The following is a 20935-nucleotide window of genomic DNA, read 5'->3' as shown; positions in this document are numbered from 1 at the left end:
AGTTTATTGCAGTAATAGCAAAACAAACATTGAGTAATTACAAAAATTTGAATTGATTATGAAAAAAGCGGTAATTATGTGCCGGGTTAGTAGTGATGAACAAGCTAAAGGATATAGTTTGGATGTTCAATTGGAACAACTAACTAAATATTGTGATAGGAATGATATTTCGATAGTTAAACAATATAGAGAGGACCACTCTGCAAAAAATTTCAATAGACCCGAATTTCAAAATTTTTTACAATTTGTAAAAAGGAATAAGGGAGAAGTCGATCTATTATTAATAACTTCATGGGATAGATTTTCTAGAAATCTTTCAGATTCTCTAGTTATGTTAGCTACTTTGGAAAAACTTGGAGTAAATGTACAAGCAATTGAACAACCAATAGACTTGAGTATTCCTGAAAATAAGGCTATGTTAGCTTTATATTTAGTAATTCCAGAGATTGATAATGACAGACGATCAATTAAGATTAGAGGTGGTATAAGAGGTTCCTTAAAAGCAGGTCGTTGGTGTAGGCAAGCTCCTCTAGGATATAAAAATACAAGAGATCAAAATAATAAACCAATTATTGTTCCTTCATCATATGCTGAACATGTAAAATACATGTTTGAGCAAGTTGCAATTGGTAAGCTTCAAAGTGAAGTCAGACAAGAAGTGAATAAAAAAGGAGTAGTTATTAGTAGGAGTAACTTTTCTAAATTATTAAGGAATCCAATATATATGGGAAAGATAATTGTTCCAAAATGTGGGGATGAACCAATGATGATAATTGATGGAATTCATGAAGCAATAATCACTGAAAATTTATATTTTGAAGTTCAGCAAATGCTTTCAGATAATAACAAAGTTAGAAAACTACCAGTTTATAAATCATTAAGGGAAGAGTTACCATTAAGAGGGTTATTATCATGTTCACATTGTGGTGAAAAATTAACAGGTAGTCGCTCACGTAGTGCAACTGGTAATCGATATTTTTACTATCATTGTAATTATTGCAGCAAGGAAAGATTTCCAATGAATTTAGTTAACGAAACTTTTGAGAGTATTTTGGAGGATTTTAGTTTTACTTCTGATATAAAAGAAATTTATCAAATGATGGTTAAAGATTTACTCTCAGGTGATGTTAAAGATTCAAAACTAAAGCTTGAAAAATTAAAAAATAGCATAGCAGAAACAAATGAGCGAATTGAAAAATTACAAGATTTATTAGTTGATGGTAAAATAGATTCTAATCAATTTTCTGCCACAATTGCACGATACTCATCCCAAAAGCTTTCATTAAATGAAGAAATTGATAAATTGAAAAAAGTGGATGAGGATTATTTAAAATGGTTAAAACATGGAGTTGATGCATTATCAAATCTAAAGAGTCACTATTTAAATTCTGCAATTAGAGATAAACAACAATTAATTAGTTCGATATTTCCTGAAAAATTTGAATTTGACGGAAAAAAATGTCGAACTACTAGAATTAATGATGTTTTGAGGTTTATGTTGCAGATAGACAATGGTTTACAAAATAAAAAAAGTGGACAATTCTCGAAAAAAATCGAGTTGTCCACTCTAGTGGAGTCGCCGAGAATCGAACTCGGGTCCAAACAAGCAATCAAAGAGCTTTCTACACGCTTATTTTCTGATTGAATTTTCGTTATTCTGCTTGGCCAGAAACAGCCACAAAATACTTATCTTCTTTAATTTTCGTAACAGCACCAAAGCTTCACTGTTCTTAGGTTCGTATTTACGATTCCCCTTGGTCGACCGCCACAAACCAAAGCTTTCGAGGAGAATCCTGCTTTCCTACCTTGTAGGAGCGTGGCTAATCTTACTATGATTCAGATTATGCAGCAAGAGCGTAGTTTCCTTCGCCGTTTAAATTGGTGTAATTTCGGATTAACGAGCTGAAAAAACAAAGCTCGACGTGCTTACTGTTCAATTCCACTCGCTGTCAAAACCAGTCGACCCCAAATGGTATTCATGGCTTTGCAAAAACCATGCCTGCAAATATACTAACAATATAAGTGCCTTGCAAAATAGTAGAAGAAACTAAAAATGAAATACTAACTATTCCTCCTTTTCATCAATCGTTTTAAAAGGATAATCTCCAAAAAGTGGTGCTAGTTTTTTGGTTTGATAGGTTTTTTTAGTGTATTTGTTGGAAATAACAAACATAGTTACCTTTTCTTTTCTCATGTTAATGTAGCACGAAGTATTACCATGCCACCATCCGTTATGGTAATAAAATGGTTCGCCTTTTTCAAATTCCATCATACGAATTCCCAAGCCATAATTGCGCTGACCCTTTCTCTCATTGCTGTATCCGTGGTATACTTTCTTAATTAACTCCGGATTTAAATAGCAAGACGAATATTTTGCCAAATCAAATTTTAGTAAATCTCTTGGCGTTGAATAAATATTTTTATCTCCATACACGCCATCCAAATATTCCACAGCCAAATCCATGTTGCCTTTATATGAAAGTGAAACTTTACCATAATGTTTTGAAGTTTCATATACAAAGGTATTGTTCATTCCCAATGGTTTGAAGATCATTTCTTGCATGGCATCCGGATATTTAAGTCCGGTTACTTTTTCAATTATTAATGCCAACATGGCATAATTTGTATTGCAATACGCAAATCGGGTATCTGTTTTTGATTCCAATCCAATGTGTCGGTCATTCATCACCGAGATAATATCGGCATTGGTCAGTTCTTTTTTTCGATCCCAATTACCATCTTCATAAGTGAAATAAGCATAATTTCTCATACCACTTCTATGGTTAAGCAGGGTAAGTACGGTTACATCTGGATAAGGAAAGTTTGGTAGAAATTCGGTTACCTTTTGTTCTAGCTTAATTTTTCCGGCATCTACAAGCATTAAAACTGCCGTAGCTGTGATTACTTTACTCACCGAAGCAATATGTAAAGGAGTGTCTTTGGTGATGGAATCTTTTTTATATCGGTTAGCAAAACCATTGTAGTTTTCGTATAGAATTTTACCGTTTTGAGCAATCAAAAAACTAACATTGTCTTCCTTATTCCATACTTTATGAAAGAAGTTGTCAATTCTTATTTTTTTATCATTACAATAACTAGCAGAAAGATCTGGCATTTTGTCTTGTAAAGGTTGCAAAACAGGAATGCCATTAGAATTGGTTTTTGATTCGCATGCTTTGCTACTCTTTTTTTCTTTGTAGCTAACTATAGATAATATGCTCAATCCAAGCACTAGGATGCCGTAAAATATATATTTAAGTTTCATTTATTTGGGGATAAAAAAGCAAATATAAATAATACTATTTCTTGCCAAAGCAGATTTTAAGAAAGCTATCAACATGTTTTTCACAGTCTGAAAAAAGGGAATTCTAAATCTTTGTTTTTCAATAATTAGAGTGTTTTTTGTTGAAAATAATTTTTAGAAGATTTCCTTTGAAAACGATTTCGTTAATGGTATTTTTGCAAATCAAACTAGAATACCCTACAAATGAAATTTGGAATCGTAAAAGAAAGAAAATCACCACCCGATAGAAGAGTTGTTTTTACCCCACAAGAAATTGTTCGTTTACAAGGGCATTATCCCGAGGCATTTGTAAAAGTAGAATCTTCTGATATCAGAATATTTACCGATGAAGAATACACTGATTTAGGGATTACCGTAACCAACGATTTGAATGATTGCGATGTATTATTTGGAGTGAAGGAAATTCCTGTGGATGCCTTAATTCCGAATAAAAAATATTTTTTCTTTTCGCACACCATTAAAAAACAACCGTACAATAGAAAATTATTGCAGGCAATTTTAGAAAAGAACATCGAACTTTATGATCATGAAACTATTGTAGATGCTAATTTTCGCAGATTAATTGGTTTTGGGCGATATGCCGGAATTGTTGGGGCTTACAATGGATTTAGAGGATTCGGAATCAAATTTGATTTATTTAATTTGCCGAAGGCAGAAACCCTAAAAAGTCAAGCCGATTTGTTGGCACGATTAAAAAGACAAACACTTCCAAACTTGAAAATTGTTGTAACCGGTTTTGGTAAAGTAGGAATGGGCATCAAAGAAATGCTGGACGGGATGAAAATTAAAGAGGTTGGTGTTGATGATTTTTTAAACAAAAATTTCTCTTCTCCCGTTTACACTCAAATTGATGTATTGGACTATAACAAGAGATTGGATGGTAAGGTTTTAGATAACAAAGATTTTTACAATAATCCTCAAGAATACACTTCAGATTTTGAGCGATTTACCAAAGTTTCAGACATGTATATAGCTGGTCATTTTCATGGAAATGGCGCTCCCGATATCCTTACTAACGAAATGCTCAACGCTTCCGACTGTAAAATAAAAGTGGTTGCAGATGTATCTTGTGATGTTGCCGGACCAATTGCTTGTACGCTTAAAGCATCAACCATTGCCGATCCGTTTTTTGGTTATTTGCCATTCGAACACAAAGAGGTTCCCTATACACATCCGGGTTCAATCATGGTAATGTCTGTTGATAATTTGCCTTGTGAATTACCAAAAGATGCTAGTGAAGGTTTTGGAGAAATGTTCATGGAACATGTTATCCCTGCATTTTTTAACGGAGATAAAGACGGCATTTTACAACGTGCAAAGATTACTGAAAACGGCAAACTAACCCCTCGATTTCAATACTTGCAAGAGTATGTAGACGGAAAATAAACAGCAATTAATTCCCATTTTCCGAATTAAGAAAAGTTTTCGTTAACAACTATTTCAATCTATCTATTGGCGGTTTAGATTATAAATGTATTTTTATAATCTATAATTTATTATGCCTAATCATTACCAAAATTTATGAGAAAACTAAGTTTATTAGTATTATTTTTTTGCACCATTTCCAATGCGCAAAACATTGCATCACCCTCCAAAAATTTAATTCTTAGCTTCCAATTAACAAAAGAAGGAACGCCAAGTTATTCTGTTCAATATAAAAATAAGACCATAGTTTCAGAAAGTAGTTTGGGGATAAAATTAAAAGAAACCACCAGCCTTGATGCTAATTTTAAAATTGATAGTATTGGTCAGAAAAGTGTGAATGAAATATGGCATCCCGTTTTAGGTGAGCAATCCAATGTGAAAAACAACTACAATCAATTGAAGGTTTCGCTATCACAAACGACTACAAATAGAAGATTAAATATCATTTTCAAAGTGTATGATGAAGGAGTTGCCTTTCGATATGAATTCCCGAAACAAAGCAACCTGAATTATTTTATTATTTCAGATGAAAAAACGCAGTTTAACTTAACGGGAAATCATAAGGTCTTCTGGCTTCCGGGAGATTTTGATAGCCAAGAATATCCATACACAGAATCTAAAATATCAGAAATTAATACCGATAATATTGACCGAAATAACGGAATCGGATTAAAATCTATTGCTGGAAAATCTATTGTGCAGTCGCCTTTGATGATGAAATCGGAAGAAGGAGTTTATGTAAATATTTTTGAAGCAGCAGTTGTAAATTACCCAGTGATGCATTTGGATGTAGCTCCAGAAAAATACCAATTTTCCTCGCACTTAGTACCGAATGCTATTGGAGATAAAGCCTATTTGCAAGCGCCATGTGTTTCACCATGGAGAACCATTATGATAAGTGATGATGCGCGAGATATTGTGAGTTCAAAAATGATTTTCAGTTTAAATGAACCATGTAAAATTGAAGATACTTCATTCATTAAACCAATGAAGTTTGTTGGTGTTTGGTGGGAAATGCATATTGGAAAATCAACTTGGGATTATGCAGGTTCTCAAAATGCTCAAAATGCAGCAGATGGGCAATTAAAGCCTTACGGAAAACACGGAGCAACCACTGAAAACACGAAGCGTTATATAGATTTTGCTGCCAAAAATGGATTTGACGGGGTGCTAGTAGAAGGTTGGAACACCGGCTGGGAAGATTGGTTTGGAAACTGGAAAGAAAATGTATTTGATTTTGTTACACCCTATCCAGATTTCAATTTGAAGGAGGTTACCGATTACGCCAAAGCAAAAGGAGTTAATATGATCATGCATCATGAAACTTCGGGTTCAGTTGCTAATTATGAGCGTCATTTGGATCGTGCATTTAAATTGATGAAAGATTATGGCTATACTGCTGTGAAATCGGGTTATGTAGGTAGAATTATTCCAAGAGGGGAATTTCATGATGGACAAACGATGGTAAATCATTATAATTTTGTGGCTCAAAGAGCCGCAGAAAACAAAATTATGGTTGATTCTCATGAGAGTTCGCGCCCAACGGGTTTCAATAGAACCTATCCGAATTATGTGGCTGCCGAAGCTGCTCGTGGAAACGAATTTAATGCTTGGAGTGTTGGAAATCCACCGATGCACGAGACCATTTTGCCATTTACAAGATTACTAGGTGGACCAATGGATTACACGCCAGGTATATTTGAAATTAAAATGAGTCATTACGATAAATCAAAAACAGAGCAAGTTCATACCACTTTAGCTAAACAATTGGCTTTGTATGTGACCATGTATTCTCCGGTTCAAATGGCTGCCGATTTACCAGAAAATTACGAACGTTACCCAGAAGCTTTTCAATTCATAAAAGACGTTGCAGTGGATTGGCAAGACTCTAAATATCTAGAAGCAGAGCCTGGCGATTATTTGACAGTTGCGCGTAAAGAAAAAAATGGTGAACGTTGGTTTTTGGGTGCAATTACCGATGAACATGCAAGAGATACACAAATTAAATTGGATTTCCTTTCTTCAAATAAAAAATACAAAGCGGTTATTTATCAAGATGGGAAAGACGCCGATTGGAAAAATAATCCAAAAAATTACGACATAGAAACGATTGAAGTTACTTCCAAATCTAAAATTAAATTACATTTGGCTAACGGAGGTGGAACTGCAATTAGTTTTCAACCTATTAATTAAACCAACCAACCTAAAAAACTAAATTATGAAATCAGAACAAATTAAAACCAACTGGGCCCAATTTATTCCGCTTGTTACCGTATTCTTCTTTTGGGGATTTGTAGCAGCGAGTAACGATATATTAATTCCCGTATTTAAAAAAGCATTCGATTTAACTCAGGGCCAAAGTCAATTGGTTTCAGTAGCATTTTATATTGCTTACACTGTAGGATCATTAATCTATATGTTGATTTCACTTGCTATCGGTAAGGATCTAGTAAATAAAATTGGATATAAAAACGGATTGGCTTTAGGGCTTACAATTTCTGCTTTAGGAACTTTATTGTTTTATCCAGCGGCAAATTTGCATTCGTTTCCATTAATGCTTTCCGGTTTATTTACCGTTGCTTTAGGTTTCTCATTGCAACAAACAGTTGCTAATCCGTTAGCAATTGCATTAGGCCCAATAACTACCGGATCACAACGATTGACACTTGCGGGAGGGATTAACAATTTTGGAACAACCATTGGGCCACTAATTGTGAGTTTTGCCATTTTTGGTGTAGCTACTTCAACCAATACCGAAATGAGTATCGAAAGTGTTAAAATTCCCTATCTTGTTTTAGGGGTAGCTTTTTTAGTTGTAGCAGTTTTACTTAAAATGTCTTCTTTACCAGAACACCCCGAAGCGATTGAAGAAACTGTAACCGAAGGTAGTACTTTAAAAACTTCAGCTTTGCAATATCCACAATTAATTTTAGGGATGATTGCCATTTTTATTTATGTTGGTGTTGAGGTTTCTACAGCTAGTAATTTACCTGCCTATATGGAAAAGAACTTAGGATTGTTAACCCAAAATATTGCACCATACATTTCTTTATATTGGGCTAGTTTAATGATTGGAAGATGGACTGGGGCTGTTGAAGCATTTACAGATAAAATGGATCTTCAAAAGATATTACGATTTGTGGCGCCTTACCTTGCTTTTGGTGTTTTTTTAATAGTAAATGCTATCGCTAAACATGATTTGACTCCGTTTTATGTTTATGCATTAATAATTTTGGTATTAATTGCTGCAGATATTGCAAGTAAAGGAAACCCTGCACGCATGTTGGTATTATTTTCTGCTTTAGGAATCGTTTCTTTAGCGGTTGGAATGGCTACAAGCGGAATGGTATCGGTATATGCTTTTATTAGTGTTGGATTGTTTTGTAGTACGCTTTGGCCTTGTATATTTACTTTGGCAGTTAGTGGCCTTGGAAAACACACGAGTCAAGGAAGTAGTTTCTTAATTATGATGATTATGGGTGGTGGAATTGTAAGTTGGCTACAAGGAACTGTTGCTGATTCAATTGGAATTCAAAATAGTTATATTGTGGGAGTGCTTTGTTTTGCTTATTTGGCCTTTTATGGTTGGAAAGTGAGTTCGATACTAAGAAGGCAAGGAATTGATTTTGATAAAAAAATAAGTGGCGGACATTAATAGGGATCATTAAAATCGATTTAATAAAACTCCGTTTGAAATAGTATTTTCATTCGGAGTTTTTTCTTATTCAATTGAAATAATTACCAAGTATTTAATTTATTTTTGATGCAAATAAAATATACTATGAAAAAAGCATTACTCTTTTTTTTATTACAAACTGCTTTATCCTTCTCGCAAACTACCGATGAGGTTATGCTTAAGCAAATATATAAATCGGCATTAACCGAAAGCCATTGTTACAATTGGTTAGACGATTTGTCAAATAAAATTGGGCACCGTCTATCGGGTTCAAGTGGAGCCGAAAAAGGGGTGCTATATACTAAACAACAATTAGAAACTCTTGGTTTAGACAGAGTTTATTTGCAAGAAGTTATGGTGCCAAAGTGGGAGCGTGGTGCTAAAGAAGTAGCATATGTTGAGGTTGGGAAAAACAAAATTAATTTTCCAATTTGTGCATTAGGTTTATCAGTTGCTACACCTAAGGATGGAATTTCTGCATCGGTTATCGAAGTGAAAAGTATTGAAGAATTAAAAGCCTTGGGAGTTGAAAAGGTGAAAGGCAAAATTATTTTCTTTAACCGACCTATGAACCCCGAATTTATAGAAACTTTTCATGCTTATGGAAGTTGTGTGGATCAAAGATCTTCTGGGGCAAGAGAAGCTGGAGAATTGGGAGCTGTTGGGGTAATTGTACGCTCTATGAATTTGCGTTTAGACGATTTGCCACATACCGGAATGACCAATTATAAAGACACTCCAATGGATAAACGAATTCCTGCCGCTGCAATTTCTACCAATGGGGCTGAGGCTTTGAGTAAACTTTTGAAAACAAATACTAATCTAAAATTATATTTCAAACAATCGTGTCAAAGTTATCCCGATGTAAAATCATACAATGTTATTGGTGAAATTAAAGGCTCAGAACATCCAGAACTTATTATGGTGGTGGGAGGTCACCTAGATTCTTGGGATTTAGGCGATGGCTCGCAAGATGATGGTGCAGGATGCGTACAAAGTATGGCTGTTTTAGAATTGTTTAAAAAGTTGAACTATCATCCTAAAAATACCATTCGTGTGGTCTTGTTTATGAATGAAGAAAACGGAGTAAAAGGCGGAACAAAATATGCAGAGGAAGCCAAATTAAATAAGGAGAATCATATTTTCGCTATGGAAAGTGATTCGGGTGGGTTTTCTCCAAGAGGGTTTTCTATTGATTCTGATGAAGTAAACTTCAATAAAATTTCGAGTTGGAAGAATTTGTTCGAGCCTTATTTAATTCATATTTTTGATAAAGGACATTCCGGAACTGACGTAGATCCTATTCAATCGGATTCTATTGTTAAAGTTGGATTGCATCCTGATTCCCAGCGTTATTTTGATTACCATCATGCAGCAAATGATAAATTTGATGCCGTAAATAAACGAGAATTAGAACTTGGTGCTGCAACTATGGCTTCGTTAATGTATCTGTTTGACAAGTATAACTAAATAAAAAAAGAGACTTTTTTAAGTCTCTTTTTTTATATTGATTTTTTAATTTTTATAAATTAAAAATCCCTCCAAAAGAGATGATTCTTTGGAAGAAATTAAAATGTTGGCTAGCCGTATCATTTGTTAAAGCGGTTGTTCTAATATCTGGCATATTTATGTAACCCGCTTTAAGTTCGCCTTGAATAAAATAATGTTTGAAAAAAGTAATGTTAATACCTGCTTTAGCAGATATACCAAAACCAGAAACATGAAAATCATCATGTCGTTCTTTGCCTAATACTTTTGCGTTGGTCTTTGGATATAATACACCACCGCCAATACCTTCAGTTAAGTTTATTTGAATTTTATCGGTATTTGTTATTCCTAAATATTTTGAGAAATCATCCACACGAGAAATTTCAGAATTAATATAATTTAATCCGTCTGTATGTTCAAAAGTTAAAAAGGTTTCATCTGTTAAATTAACCTGACCGTTATTAATTTGGTTTCCAACATAACTTGCAGGATAAGTTCCATCAATGTTTACAGTTTGGGTTTGAACCATAATGTATTTCATGTGATCTACTCCTATAGAGATGTTATAGTGATCATTAATAAAATAACCCAATCTAAAATTTGTTTGCGGTATAGTCATCATGGTTGGGTTAATGTAATTGATGTGCCAACCAACAGGATGATCTTCTGCCGAAACGTTATTTATGGTAAAATCATAATCAGCTCCTTTAAAGTGAATATCTGACTTTGAATAACTGTCTCTGTTACCTCCCCAGTAAATATAAAATTTCCCTTTATTGTGAGCGGTGTATTTTACTGGATTTGGAGCGTCTTGTGCAGTCATGAATTGTGAAAAAATACCCGCCAAGACAACTAAAGTGATTTTAAGTTTTGTAAACATGCGTATTATTTAAAATTGATTTATGGTTTTTCTAATAGCCACTAATTTAGTCATCAAATCTTCAAAATAGTCAAGGTGAAGCATATTTGCTCCATCACTTTTTGCATTCGCTGGATCAAAATGAGTTTCAATAAAAATTCCGTCAACACCTACAGCGATTCCTGCTTTAGCAACGGTTTCAATCATATCTGGTCTTCCTCCAGTTACACCTGCAGTTTGATTTGGTTGTTGTAACGAATGTGTTACATCCAATACAGTTGTAGCATATTGTAGCATCGTAGGAATTCCCCTATAATCAACAATCATATCCTGGTATCCAAACATCGTTCCTCTGTCAGTTACCATTACATTTTCATTGTGGCAATCCAATACTTTTTGAACGGCATGTTTCATGCTCTCCGGACTCATAAATTGCCCTTTTTTAAGATTTACGGTTTTTCCTGTATTTGCAGCAGCAACAACTAAATCGGTTTGGCGAACTAAAAACGCAGGAATTTGAAGTACATCAACATATTCGGCAGCCATTGCAGCATCTTCATTGGTGTGAATATCTGTAACTGTTGGAACATTAAAAGTTTCGGAAATTTTTCTAAGTATTTTTAAAGCTTTTTCATCTCCAATTCCAGAAAAACTGTCAATTCTAGAACGGTTTGCTTTTTTGAAAGAACCCTTAAATACATAAGGAATTTCTAATCGATCTGTAATAGTAATTAATCTATCAGCAATACGTAAAGCCATTTCTTCACCTTCAATTGCGCAAGGTCCTGCCAAAAGAAAGAAATTACCACTTTCGGTATGCTTGATTTTTGGGATATTAATTAAATTCATTTTCTAAATTTTTTGCAAATGTACTAAGAAAAAACCTTCTATTGAGACACCTAGAAGGTTTCCTTTTAATTATTAGTTGGAATTATTCTCTTTTTTTATTTGTAATCCTTTGGGACACATAACCTTTCCTTTTTCATAGATATTCAAATACATTCGCAATTTCGTTTCGGTACCTTCTATGTTAACTTCATAAACTTCTAAAGTTCCCGCGCCCATAACGCTTCTTTTAGTAGGGAAAGGACAGCAATTTTCTATTTTAACATAATATATTTTTTCACCTTTTGGACCTTCCAATCCGTTAAAGAAATAGTCAATGTTTTTTGGTGAATTTTTTTCGTTTTCAAATCCTAAATTTATTGGATAATCTTGATCATAACCGTAATTATTATCCTTAGCATATTCTGTAATGATAAATTGACCATTTCTTACTGCTGGTTTTATGGCCGAATTATCAATGTTTTTAATTGTAGATTTTATCGAGCCACAAGAGCTTGATAGTGTAATTATTAAAAGAAGCAGAAGTACTTTAAGCGTTTTCATTTGGAGAATCAATTTTATTTATTTTAAATTATTTATCAAAAATCAAACCACACTCTCTATTTTTGTAAAAATAAATTATTTAATATGAATTTACTTACTGCAACTTGGCATTGGTCGGTTTCTGGTTTTTTAATCGGATTAGTGATGCTGTGTTTACTTTATTTTGGTAAATCTTTCGGAATGTCTACAAACCTCAGAAGTATGTGTTCTATAGCCGGATTAGGTAAAAAGGTTCCTTTTTTTAATTGGGATTGGAAATCTCAAAGGTGGAATTTAGTTGTGGTGCTTGGTGCAATGTTAGGCGGATATTTTGCAACCCATTTTTTATCAGATCCTTCTAATGTGTCCATAAATCCGGCAACTATTTTGAAATTAAATAAATTGGGAATAGATGCTCCCAACGGAAAATTATTGCCAGATACCCTTTTTGGTTTGGAGGTTTTTCAAACACCTAAAAAACTATTTTTATTAATTTTTGGTGGATTCTTAATTGGATTTGGTTCTCGCTATGCGGGAGGCTGCACTTCGGGACACGCTATCTCGGGTTTGAGTAATTTTCAATTGCCTTCCTTGAAAGCGGTGATTGGATTTTTTATTGGTGGGTTGATAATGGTGAATTTTATTTTTCCTTTAATTTTTTAATCAAGCGACATGAATTTAATTAAATATTTACTTGTAGGTTTTGTTTTTGGAGTCGTATTAACCAAAGCGGAAGCGGTATCTTGGTACCGAATTTTTGAAATGTTTCAGTTTGATTCATTTCATATGTATGGCATAATTATGACCGCCATTGCAACGGGTGTAATCGGAATTCAAATCATTAAGCGCTATAAAATTAAAGATATTAAGGGTTTGCCAATTGAAATTTTAGATAAAGAACGAGGTACTTTTAGATATTGGATTGGTGGTTTACTATTTGGTCTTGGCTGGGCTTTGGTAGGCAGTTGTCCAGGCCCTATTTATATATTAATTGGTACCGGATTTATAACTGTTGGATTTGTACTTTTTGGTGCATTATTTGGAACTTTTATCTATGGTTTTTTCAAAGATAAATTACCACATTAATTAGTGATTATGTGATAATTGTTACATAAGTTTTGTTTTTATTGAGGTAAATTTGAAGTAATAAATTCAATTATCATGAAAACAACGCTATATCTACAAAATTTAAAATGTAATGGTTGCGCTAAAACTATTTTGAATACACTTTCCGAAATTAAAAATGTTTCTGAAATTTTAGTCAATGTAGAAGAAGGTTCGGTATCCCTAAATTATATAAATGAAGCCGATTTACTTCTAATAAAAGCAACTTTAAAAGCGAATGGATATCCTGCTATTGGAGAGGAGAATACTTTTGGAACAAAAGCAAAATCGTATGTGAGTTGCGCTATTGGAAAGCTAAATTAAGTTACTCAATTACTGCGCTCAAACCAGCATCCAATAATCGTGAACATTGGGGTTTGAGTTCTTCAATAGAACCTGTTTTAACAGCACATTTACCTGTATAATGAACAATAATCGCACATTGTTCGGCTTGTTCAGAGGTATGTTTGCAAATTCGAACTAAGCAGTTTATTACATGATCAAATGTGTTTACATCATCATTGTAAAGCACAATTTCATGGTTTTTTTCTACTTGTTCTTCAATTAATACTTCTTCTTGAACTTTTTCAATAGTACTCATATACGCTATTAATAGTGCAATGCTAATTTAAATATTTTAAAGAAACCCAATTGTTTCGTTCCAATTTTTTGACGTAAGTCAACCCTTTTTCTGTACAAGCGGCATCAATAAAAGGAATGTCTTCGTTGTAAAAACCGCTTAATAAAAGTATTCCACCTTTATTTAAACAGTTTACATAAGCTTGCATGTCATTTAGTAGAATATTTCGATTGATATTGGCAATAATTAAATCGTAGTTTTTACCATTCAATAAACTTGCTTCACCTTCATACACACTTATTTCTTTACAGTTATTACGTTGTGCATTTTCAATGGAATTTAAATAACACCAATTATCAATATCAATGGCATCAATAGGTTTGGCTCCTTTCATTTCTGCAAGAATAGCAAGAATAGCAGTGCCGCATCCCATGTCTAAAGTTTTTAATCCAGTTACATCGGTTTCCAATAAGTGTTGAATCATCATGTGTGTAGTTTCATGATGCCCAGTTCCAAAGCTCATTTTTGGTTCGATAACAATATCAAATTCGGCCTCAGTTTTTGGGTGAAATGGCGCTCGAACATGACATTTTCCATCAACATCTATTGGCTCAAAATTCTTTTCCCATTCTTCATTCCAATTCACTTGATCAATTTCTTCAACTTTGTAGGAAACGGTAAATTCTGGAGAGGATAAAATAAAGATATCATCTAAAACATCGTCAGTACAAAGGTCTTTTTGTATGTATGCAACAATTCCAAAATCGGTTTCAATAAAGCTTTCAAATGGTTTTTCGCCCAACTCAGCAATAAGAATTTCAGAACCTAACTCTTTTGGTTCAATAGTAAAATGGTATCCTAAATAAATGTTTGACATGGAGATTATATTATCGTTTTATATTATTCTTCTTTTGAAAGCAGTACTATTCGGTGAAAGATATCGTGAAGATCCTCAAAGGCTCGCATAATTTCGGCATTGGGAGCTTTTACTTTTACCAATTCATCCACAAATTTGGTTTGTTTTTTCAGCAGTGTTACCGTGCTTTCTATTTTCGGAGTATTAAATTCCTTTGGAATAGATGTAATATCTAAAGCTTCTGCTTTGCGATTTAATTCTCCTGAAAATTGTTTTATAGGCCCAAAATCTCCTTCTTCAGAAGGATGAAATGTATTTGATAATAGCTGATGGTATTCAGAAAATGGCTTCCATTTTTCCACAATAGTTTGGGCAACTATCGTTTGCATTCCCAAAAAGAGTAGTGTAATAAGAATAAGTTTTTTCATTTGGTTCTAAATTGTATGCAATAGTACTACTATTCTGATTAAAATTAAACTGTCAAAATTGAATTTAACAATTAAGCATAATAATATTTTCTAATTGAAATCATTACTAAAATTAGGATGTTATAGCAAATAAAAAAAGGAACTATAGCTTCTATCCAGCCTAATGATAGCATCAAACCTATTAAAAATAATTGAAATCCCAATCCATATAAAGATACAAATGTCATAAACCAATTTGAAAAAATTGGGGCTTTGTAGGCATCTGGATCTATTGTATGAATAATTTTATCAAAAACCCCATATACTAGGGTGTAAATAAAGAATAATAGTGTTACCGATTTTTGACTTTCTCCTGGTAATGCTTTAGGAGTTTTATATTCAAAAATTTTACTTGTGGTGTCTCCACCAGCTGTTTTATTTCTTAAAATAACATAGTAATAATTATACAAAGTTCCTTGTAATTGGATGCTTATGAACCCAATCAATGCTAACCAAATTGTTGTTTGAGAAACATAACAAATAGACATAAGAAGTAGGAAGTTTAAAAGAATATCAAAAACACTGTCTAAATACCTTCCAAAGTAAGAGGGTGTGTTTTTTAAACGGGCTAATTCGCCATCAGCAGCATCAATTCCAGATTTTAATACTATAAAGAAAAATGCTAAATAGAAATGGTTGGTAAGTAAAAAATAAATAGCCGTTAATCCAGAAATTCCAAATAGTAGAGTTACGTGAATAGGGGTGAAGTTGGTATTTTTTAATTTATTTGCGAGAAATCTTCCAAAAGGGCGTCCATAATCAGATAAGTCAATAAATTTATTTTCGGCTGCAAGTTTAGACATTTAATGATTTTAATAATTGCTTTGACACTATAGTCGGGGGAAATCTAAAATTAAGATTGTTTTTTTGCTTCTAAAATCATATGCAATTGAATTCCGAATAGAATTGTTGCCAAAACTACATGAATTGTTTGTGTTCCAAAAGGAAAATGAAAATAATACATTAATATTCCGGATGCTATTTCAAGTCCTATTAATGCTATTGCCCAATTCATTTTGTTAAAGTTAAAATTCAATTTTTTATTTCTCAAGAATAAAAACAAATTGATACTTAATACAATAATTGAAAAGGAGCGATGAATATAAAAATTAATATTTGGGTTTTGTAACCAAAGTATTTCTGGAGCTCCCGCTTCTGCTATGGAGTCTACATGTTCTCTAACACTTGTTCCTAAAATTATTTGAATTAAAGTTAAGATTAAGGAAAGGAATAGTACTTTCTTAAAGTTAGAGTCATTTATAATGGCCGATTTATTATTTTTTGTAGTGTAAATTAAATACAGCTGAAACGAAATTATTAATAATGCAGCCAGCATGTGTGTTGTAATCTTTATTGGATTTAATACAGAATCCACTACTGTTTTTCCTAACCAAGCCTGAAATCCCATCAATACGCATATGAAAAAGGATAGAAAAATATACATTTTCTTCTCTTTCCAATAACTAAAAGAAATGATTAAGGTGATAAAACAAGCAATTCCTGCAAGTGCGCCTAATAACCGATTGATGTATTCGATCCAAGTATGAAGCGGATTGAAAATTGCATATTCGTGTTTGGTGTATTTTTCCCAATTTGATTTTTCGAAATCTTTTGTGGCAACAAAATCTTTTTTGGCAACCAATAGGGTTTCGTCTTTTATAATAACTTGTCCTTTTTCATATTCTTTCCCTGCAGTAAAAAGTAATTCCTTTATTTCTGTTGGTGGAATGTAATACCCAAAACATTTTGGCCAATCGGGGCATCCCATTCCAGAACCGGTTAGTCGTACAAATGCACCTGCAAAAATTACTAGATAGACTAATATCAAAGAAATTAAAGCTGATTTTCGAAAGTGTTTTTTCATAAAATGTATATTAATTACCAACTTTTTGTAAACCTAATTTTTCAGCTCTAACCAATACAAACTCATAGGCCGCTTCGTACTCATTCGGAATTTTACCATCTAATATTGCTTCTTTCACAGCTTCTTTCAACATACCAATTTCTCTAGAAGGTTTTAAATTATAGAGCTGCATAATTTCTTCTCCCGAAATAGGGGGTTGAAATTGTCTTACATGGTCTTTCTCTTCAACTTCAATTATTTTTTTTCGAACGATATCAAAATTATTGTGGTATTTTTTAAACTTAACTGGGTTTTTGGTTGTTATGTCAGCCTCACAAAGTGTCATCAAATCATCTACATCATCTCCAGCATCAAAAACCAATCTTCGCACCGCCGAGTCCGTTACGGTGTCTTGAGCTAATACAATTGGTCTTGAGCTCATTATGACCATTTTTTGAACAAATTTTAATTTGTTGTTCAAAGGCATGTGTAATCTTTCAAAGATTTTCTTTACCATTTTACCTCCCAAAAACTCATGTCCGTGAAAAGTCCAGCCTTGTTTTTGGTTGAATTTTTTGGTTGGTGCTTTCCCTATATCATGCAGTAAAGCCGCCCATCTAAGCCATACATCTTCAGTATTTGGGCAAATATTATCTACAACTTCTAGTGTATGATAAAAATTGTTTTTGTGGGTATGACCTTCCACTTCTTCCACATTATTTAATGCGGTTAACTCGGGTAAAATTAAGTCTAACAATCCCGTTTTATACAAATGTAAAAAGCCAATGGATGGTTTTTCGGTAGACAGAATTTTGTTTAATTCATCTACAATTCGTTCGCCCGAAATGATATTCAAGCGCTCTTTATTTCGTTCAATTGCTATTAATGATTTCGATTCAATATCAAATTTTAATTGAGTAGCAAATCGTATGGCGCGCATCATTCGCAACGGATCATCTGAATAGGTAATGTCAGGGTTTAAAGGTGTTTTAATGCATTTATTGTTTAAATCTTCCAATCCGTTGAAAGGATCAATTAAAGCGCCATAATTATTTTTATTTAACGAAATAGCCAAGGCATTTATGGTAAAATCTCTTCGGTTTTGATCGTCTTCCAAAGTCCCGTTTTCAACAATTGGATTTCTGCTTTCTTGTAGGTAACTTTCTTTACGGGCACCCACAAACTCTATATCCATATCTTTGTAACGCAACATGGCCGTTCCGTAATTTTTAAAGACTTGTACTTTGGGTTTATTTGGAATTAATTCGGATACTTTTAAGGCTAAATCAATCCCCGATCCAAGCGCCACAACATCGATATCTTTTTTGAAATCCCTACCTAAAATAAAATCGCGTACATATCCACCAATCACATAACTTTCTAGGTTAAGTTCCTGGCTTGCTTGTTCAATTATTTTAAAAATTGGGTTATTTAGCGCTTTGGTGTAATTCATTTTATTTTCTAATAACCTTAACTTGATTATCTAAAGAAAGTTTAATTATAGTAGATGGATTTTTACAAACTTTATCTCGGTACAAATTTACTACATAGTCGACACCTTTTATAATTTCGGGGCTAATTTCTTTAAAAGTTTTTGGAGCTGGCATTCCAGAAATGTTTGCTGATGTAGAAACCAATGGTTTTTTCATTCGTTCTAATAATTTGAAACAAAATGGCTCTTTAATAATTCGAACGCCAAGTGTTTTATCGGCAGCAATTAAATTTTCGGAAATATTTCTAGGATTATCTAAAATTAAGGTAGTTGGTTTTTCAGATAAATCCCATAAATCCCATGCTAAATCTGGAATTTGCGAAAATACATTATACATCATTTTATCGCCATTCATCAATACAATCATGCTCTTTGAATCTTCCCGTTGTTTAAGTGCATAAATTTTTGCTATTGCCTCCGGATTTGTGGCATCACAACCAATTCCCCAAACGGTATCGGTTGGATAGAGAATGATTCCGCCATTTTTAATTACTTCAAAGGCATTGTGTAGTTCCGTATTGACGTCCATGATAATTTATTAATTAAGTTGCAAAGATAAATTTTTTAATCACAAATACCTTTTATAAACAAATTCAATCAAGTAAAGAATTTGTTATATTTGCCAATAAAGATATGCACTTATGAGGCTTGAAAAACTGGAATGGGACTCTATTTTTTTTAATTATAATATCGGAAGAATTATAATTAATGAAAACCAATCTCTCAATATTCCTGATTTTCTTTCAAATAGCAAAGAATTTAAGTTGGTTTATATCTTTTCTAAATTAAGTTTACAAAATGAATTATTTAAATTAGTTGATGAAAAAGTTGTTTTACATCAAGAATTAAGTCAAATAAATATCGACTTAACTTCGGATTTTTTCTCAATTAAATCATTCAATAAATTAACTCATAATCGAAAAGAATTAGAAGCATTGGCAATAGAAAGCGGTGCTTATTCTAGATTTAAAATTGATGAAAACTTTAAATCGGATGAGTTTTTAAAATTATATCAAAGTTGGATTTCCCTTTCAATTGATGGAGAATTAGCTTTTGATATTGTCGTTGCCACCGACAAAAATGAGCATATTATTGGGTTTGTAACCCTAAATAAAAAGAGTGAAAGTCTTGTAGATATTGGTCTTGTAGCAGTATCTGGAGCGCACAGGGGAAAGGGAATTGGCAAGAAATTGTTGCAGTATACTTTAAAAAATTGTTTTGAATTAGGCTACAAAGAAATTCAGGTAGTTACACAATTTAATAATGTAAATGCAATGAAATTATATGAATCTGTTGGATTTGAAATACAAGAAAAAACATTTGTTTATCACTATTGGAATTTATGATACCATTCAATAAACCCTATTTGGCAGGGAAAGAAACATTTTATATCGAAGATGCAGTAAGTAGTGGGAAAATTTCTGGAAACGGAAAATATACCAAAATGTGTCAGGATTATTTTGAAAAAAAATACGCATTCAAAAAATGTTTGCTAACTACTTCGTGCACCGATGCACTTGAAATGTGCGCCATTTTAGCGAATATTGAAAAAGGTGACGAAATTATTATTCCTAGTTATACGTTTGTTTCAACAGCTTTAGCTTTTGTAAGACAGGGAGCCAAAATAATATTTGCTGATTCAAGTGCAGACAATCCAAATATAGATGTTGCAAAAATTGAATCGTTAATAACTTCCAAGACAAAAGCAATCGTGCCAGTGCATTATGCTGGTATTGCTTGTGATATGGAAGCCATAATGAATTTGGCAACAAAATATAATTTGTTAGTTATCGAGGACGCTGCTCAAGCCATTGATAGTTTTTTTATTTTTAAAGATGGGACAAGAAAAGCACTAGGTTCAATTGGACATTTGGCTGCATTTTCTTTTCATGAAACAAAAAATATTATCGCTGGAGAAGGAGGGATGCTTGCAATTAATGACGATAAATTCATCCATAGAGCCGAAATAATTTGGGAAAAAGGTACCAATAGAGCCGAATTTTTTAGAGGTGAAATTAATAAATACGGATGGGTAGACACGGGATCCTCTTTTTTGCCCTCCGAAATAATTTCAGCTTTTTTATGGGCGCAATTAGAGCAATTGGATTTTATTCAAAATAAAAGAAAAGAACTATGGAATATGTATAATAAATTATTAAAACCTCATGAAAATTTAGGTTTTAAAATAGTAGATGTTCCAAGTTTTGCTACGAATAATGCGCACATGTTTTTTATAGTTTTTGATGATTTAGAGAAAAGATCGAGTTGTATTGAAAGGCTTAAAAACAATAACATAATGGCGGTTTTCCATTATTTGAGTTTGCATAAAAGTGATTATTACAAAGATAAATATACAGGTGAAGAGCTTACTTGGAGTGATTATTATACCGATAGATTGTTGCGTTTACCAATGTATTTTGAATTAACCGAATCTGATATTATGAAAATTGTTTCAATAATAATCCAATAAGCT

The 20935-nt window shown here is 32.9% G+C and carries 20 protein-coding genes, 1 other RNA gene and 1 pseudogene; 10 read left to right on the top strand and 12 right to left on the bottom strand.

What is annotated here, in order from left to right; genetic code table 11:
* Nucleotides 1-58: 58 nt before the first annotated feature.
* A pseudogene (locus ACKOWY_RS02185) lies at nt 59-994 on the top strand (recombinase family protein); the annotation flags it as partial.
* Nucleotides 995-1568: 574 nt separating this feature from the next.
* Here the strand turns inward: ACKOWY_RS02185 and ssrA are convergent.
* Nucleotides 1569-1967: a transfer-messenger RNA gene (gene ssrA, locus ACKOWY_RS02180) on the bottom strand.
* A gap of 98 nt (nt 1968-2065) precedes the next feature.
* Nucleotides 2066-3265: a serine hydrolase domain-containing protein gene (locus ACKOWY_RS02175; RefSeq protein ID WP_408939803.1), complete on the bottom strand. Its 1200-nt coding sequence runs from the start codon at nt 3263-3265 to the stop codon at nt 2066-2068.
* A 222-nt stretch (nt 3266-3487) separates the two neighbouring features.
* Between ACKOWY_RS02175 and ACKOWY_RS02170 the strand changes: the two genes are divergently transcribed.
* The 4 genes from ACKOWY_RS02170 to ACKOWY_RS02155 all read left to right on the top strand — a co-directional run bounded on the left by ACKOWY_RS02170 (nt 3488) and on the right by ACKOWY_RS02155 (nt 9875).
* Nucleotides 3488-4690: an NAD(P)-dependent oxidoreductase gene (locus ACKOWY_RS02170; RefSeq protein ID WP_408939802.1), complete on the top strand. Its 1203-nt coding sequence runs from the start codon at nt 3488-3490 to the stop codon at nt 4688-4690.
* A gap of 135 nt (nt 4691-4825) precedes the next feature.
* The gene (locus ACKOWY_RS02165) at nt 4826-6922 is read left to right on the top strand and encodes a glycoside hydrolase family 97 protein (RefSeq protein WP_408939801.1); all 2097 of its coding nucleotides are present in this window, start codon (nt 4826-4828) and stop codon (nt 6920-6922) included.
* 25 nt (nt 6923-6947) lie between these two features.
* Nucleotides 6948-8384, top strand: coding sequence for an MFS transporter (locus tag ACKOWY_RS02160; protein ID WP_408939800.1), 1437 nt, complete (start codon nt 6948-6950; stop codon nt 8382-8384).
* A gap of 126 nt (nt 8385-8510) precedes the next feature.
* Nucleotides 8511-9875: a M28 family peptidase gene (locus tag ACKOWY_RS02155; protein WP_408939799.1), complete on the top strand. Its 1365-nt coding sequence runs from the start codon at nt 8511-8513 to the stop codon at nt 9873-9875.
* 52 nt (nt 9876-9927) lie between these two features.
* On the opposite strand, the gene ACKOWY_RS02150 is transcribed toward ACKOWY_RS02155, so the two are convergent.
* The 3 genes from ACKOWY_RS02150 to ACKOWY_RS02140 all read right to left on the bottom strand — a co-directional run bounded on the left by ACKOWY_RS02150 (nt 9928) and on the right by ACKOWY_RS02140 (nt 12141).
* Nucleotides 9928-10773 carry a hypothetical protein gene (locus ACKOWY_RS02150; protein ID WP_408939798.1) on the bottom strand — a complete coding sequence of 282 codons (846 nt, stop codon included), beginning with the start codon at nt 10771-10773 and terminating at the stop codon, nt 9928-9930.
* A gap of 9 nt (nt 10774-10782) precedes the next feature.
* Nucleotides 10783-11601 (bottom strand): 3-deoxy-8-phosphooctulonate synthase, encoded by an 819-nt coding sequence (gene kdsA, locus ACKOWY_RS02145; protein WP_408939797.1) that lies wholly within the window; start codon nt 11599-11601, stop codon nt 10783-10785.
* Between the two features lie 72 nt (nt 11602-11673).
* A complete protein-coding gene (locus tag ACKOWY_RS02140; protein WP_408939796.1) occupies nt 11674-12141 on the bottom strand; it encodes a 2-dehydro-3-deoxyphosphooctonate aldolase in 468 nt (155 codons plus the stop codon).
* Between the two features lie 84 nt (nt 12142-12225).
* Here ACKOWY_RS02140 and ACKOWY_RS02135 point away from each other — a divergent pair, with 84 nt between their 5' ends.
* The 3 genes from ACKOWY_RS02135 to ACKOWY_RS02125 all read left to right on the top strand — a co-directional run bounded on the left by ACKOWY_RS02135 (nt 12226) and on the right by ACKOWY_RS02125 (nt 13548).
* Nucleotides 12226-12783, top strand: coding sequence for a YeeE/YedE family protein (locus tag ACKOWY_RS02135; protein ID WP_408939795.1), 558 nt, complete (start codon nt 12226-12228; stop codon nt 12781-12783).
* Nucleotides 12784-12792: 9 nt separating this feature from the next.
* Nucleotides 12793-13206 carry a DUF6691 family protein gene (locus ACKOWY_RS02130; RefSeq protein WP_408939794.1) on the top strand — a complete coding sequence of 138 codons (414 nt, stop codon included), beginning with the start codon at nt 12793-12795 and terminating at the stop codon, nt 13204-13206.
* Between the two features lie 75 nt (nt 13207-13281).
* On the top strand, nt 13282-13548 hold the full coding sequence (locus ACKOWY_RS02125; protein ID WP_408939793.1) for a heavy-metal-associated domain-containing protein: 267 nt from the start codon (nt 13282-13284) through the stop codon (nt 13546-13548).
* 1 nt (nt 13549) lies between these two features.
* Here the strand turns inward: ACKOWY_RS02125 and ACKOWY_RS02120 are convergent, their stop codons facing one another.
* The 7 genes from ACKOWY_RS02120 to ACKOWY_RS02090 all read right to left on the bottom strand — a co-directional run bounded on the left by ACKOWY_RS02120 (nt 13550) and on the right by ACKOWY_RS02090 (nt 18991).
* Complete coding sequence (locus tag ACKOWY_RS02120) at nt 13550-13825, bottom strand: ATP-dependent Clp protease adaptor ClpS (RefSeq protein ID WP_408939792.1); 276 nt, start codon at nt 13823-13825, stop codon at nt 13550-13552.
* A gap of 22 nt (nt 13826-13847) precedes the next feature.
* A complete protein-coding gene (prmA, locus tag ACKOWY_RS02115; protein WP_408939791.1) occupies nt 13848-14681 on the bottom strand; it encodes a 50S ribosomal protein L11 methyltransferase in 834 nt (277 codons plus the stop codon).
* Nucleotides 14682-14704: 23 nt separating this feature from the next.
* A complete protein-coding gene (locus ACKOWY_RS02110) occupies nt 14705-15088 on the bottom strand; it encodes a hypothetical protein (protein ID WP_408939790.1) in 384 nt (127 codons plus the stop codon).
* A 71-nt stretch (nt 15089-15159) separates the two neighbouring features.
* Nucleotides 15160-15930: a CDP-alcohol phosphatidyltransferase family protein gene (locus tag ACKOWY_RS02105; protein ID WP_408939789.1), complete on the bottom strand. Its 771-nt coding sequence runs from the start codon at nt 15928-15930 to the stop codon at nt 15160-15162.
* 50 nt (nt 15931-15980) lie between these two features.
* Entirely contained in the window at nt 15981-16991 is a 1011-nt protein-coding gene (locus tag ACKOWY_RS02100; RefSeq protein WP_408939788.1) for a COX15/CtaA family protein, read from the bottom strand.
* A gap of 10 nt (nt 16992-17001) precedes the next feature.
* The gene (locus tag ACKOWY_RS02095) at nt 17002-18423 is read right to left on the bottom strand and encodes a CCA tRNA nucleotidyltransferase (protein WP_408939787.1); all 1422 of its coding nucleotides are present in this window, start codon (nt 18421-18423) and stop codon (nt 17002-17004) included.
* A gap of 1 nt (nt 18424) precedes the next feature.
* The gene (locus ACKOWY_RS02090) at nt 18425-18991 is read right to left on the bottom strand and encodes an L-threonylcarbamoyladenylate synthase (RefSeq protein WP_408939786.1); all 567 of its coding nucleotides are present in this window, start codon (nt 18989-18991) and stop codon (nt 18425-18427) included.
* Between the two features lie 112 nt (nt 18992-19103).
* Between ACKOWY_RS02090 and ACKOWY_RS02085 the strand changes: the two genes are divergently transcribed.
* Nucleotides 19104-19808: a GNAT family N-acetyltransferase gene (locus ACKOWY_RS02085; protein WP_408939785.1), complete on the top strand. Its 705-nt coding sequence runs from the start codon at nt 19104-19106 to the stop codon at nt 19806-19808.
* On the top strand, nt 19805-20932 hold the full coding sequence (gene rffA / locus ACKOWY_RS02080; protein WP_408939784.1) for a dTDP-4-amino-4,6-dideoxygalactose transaminase: 1128 nt from the start codon (nt 19805-19807) through the stop codon (nt 20930-20932). The genes ACKOWY_RS02085 and rffA overlap by 4 nt, the downstream gene beginning before the upstream one ends.
* The last annotated feature ends 3 nt before the right edge of the window (nt 20933-20935 follow it).

The sequence above is a fragment of the Flavobacterium sp. genome (assembly GCF_046073885.1).
In the GTDB taxonomy this organism is placed as follows: Bacteria; Bacteroidota; Bacteroidia; order Flavobacteriales; family Flavobacteriaceae; genus Flavobacterium.
The sequence above is the reverse complement of the archived record's forward strand: the minus strand, read 5'-3'. Positions and strand labels throughout refer to the sequence as shown.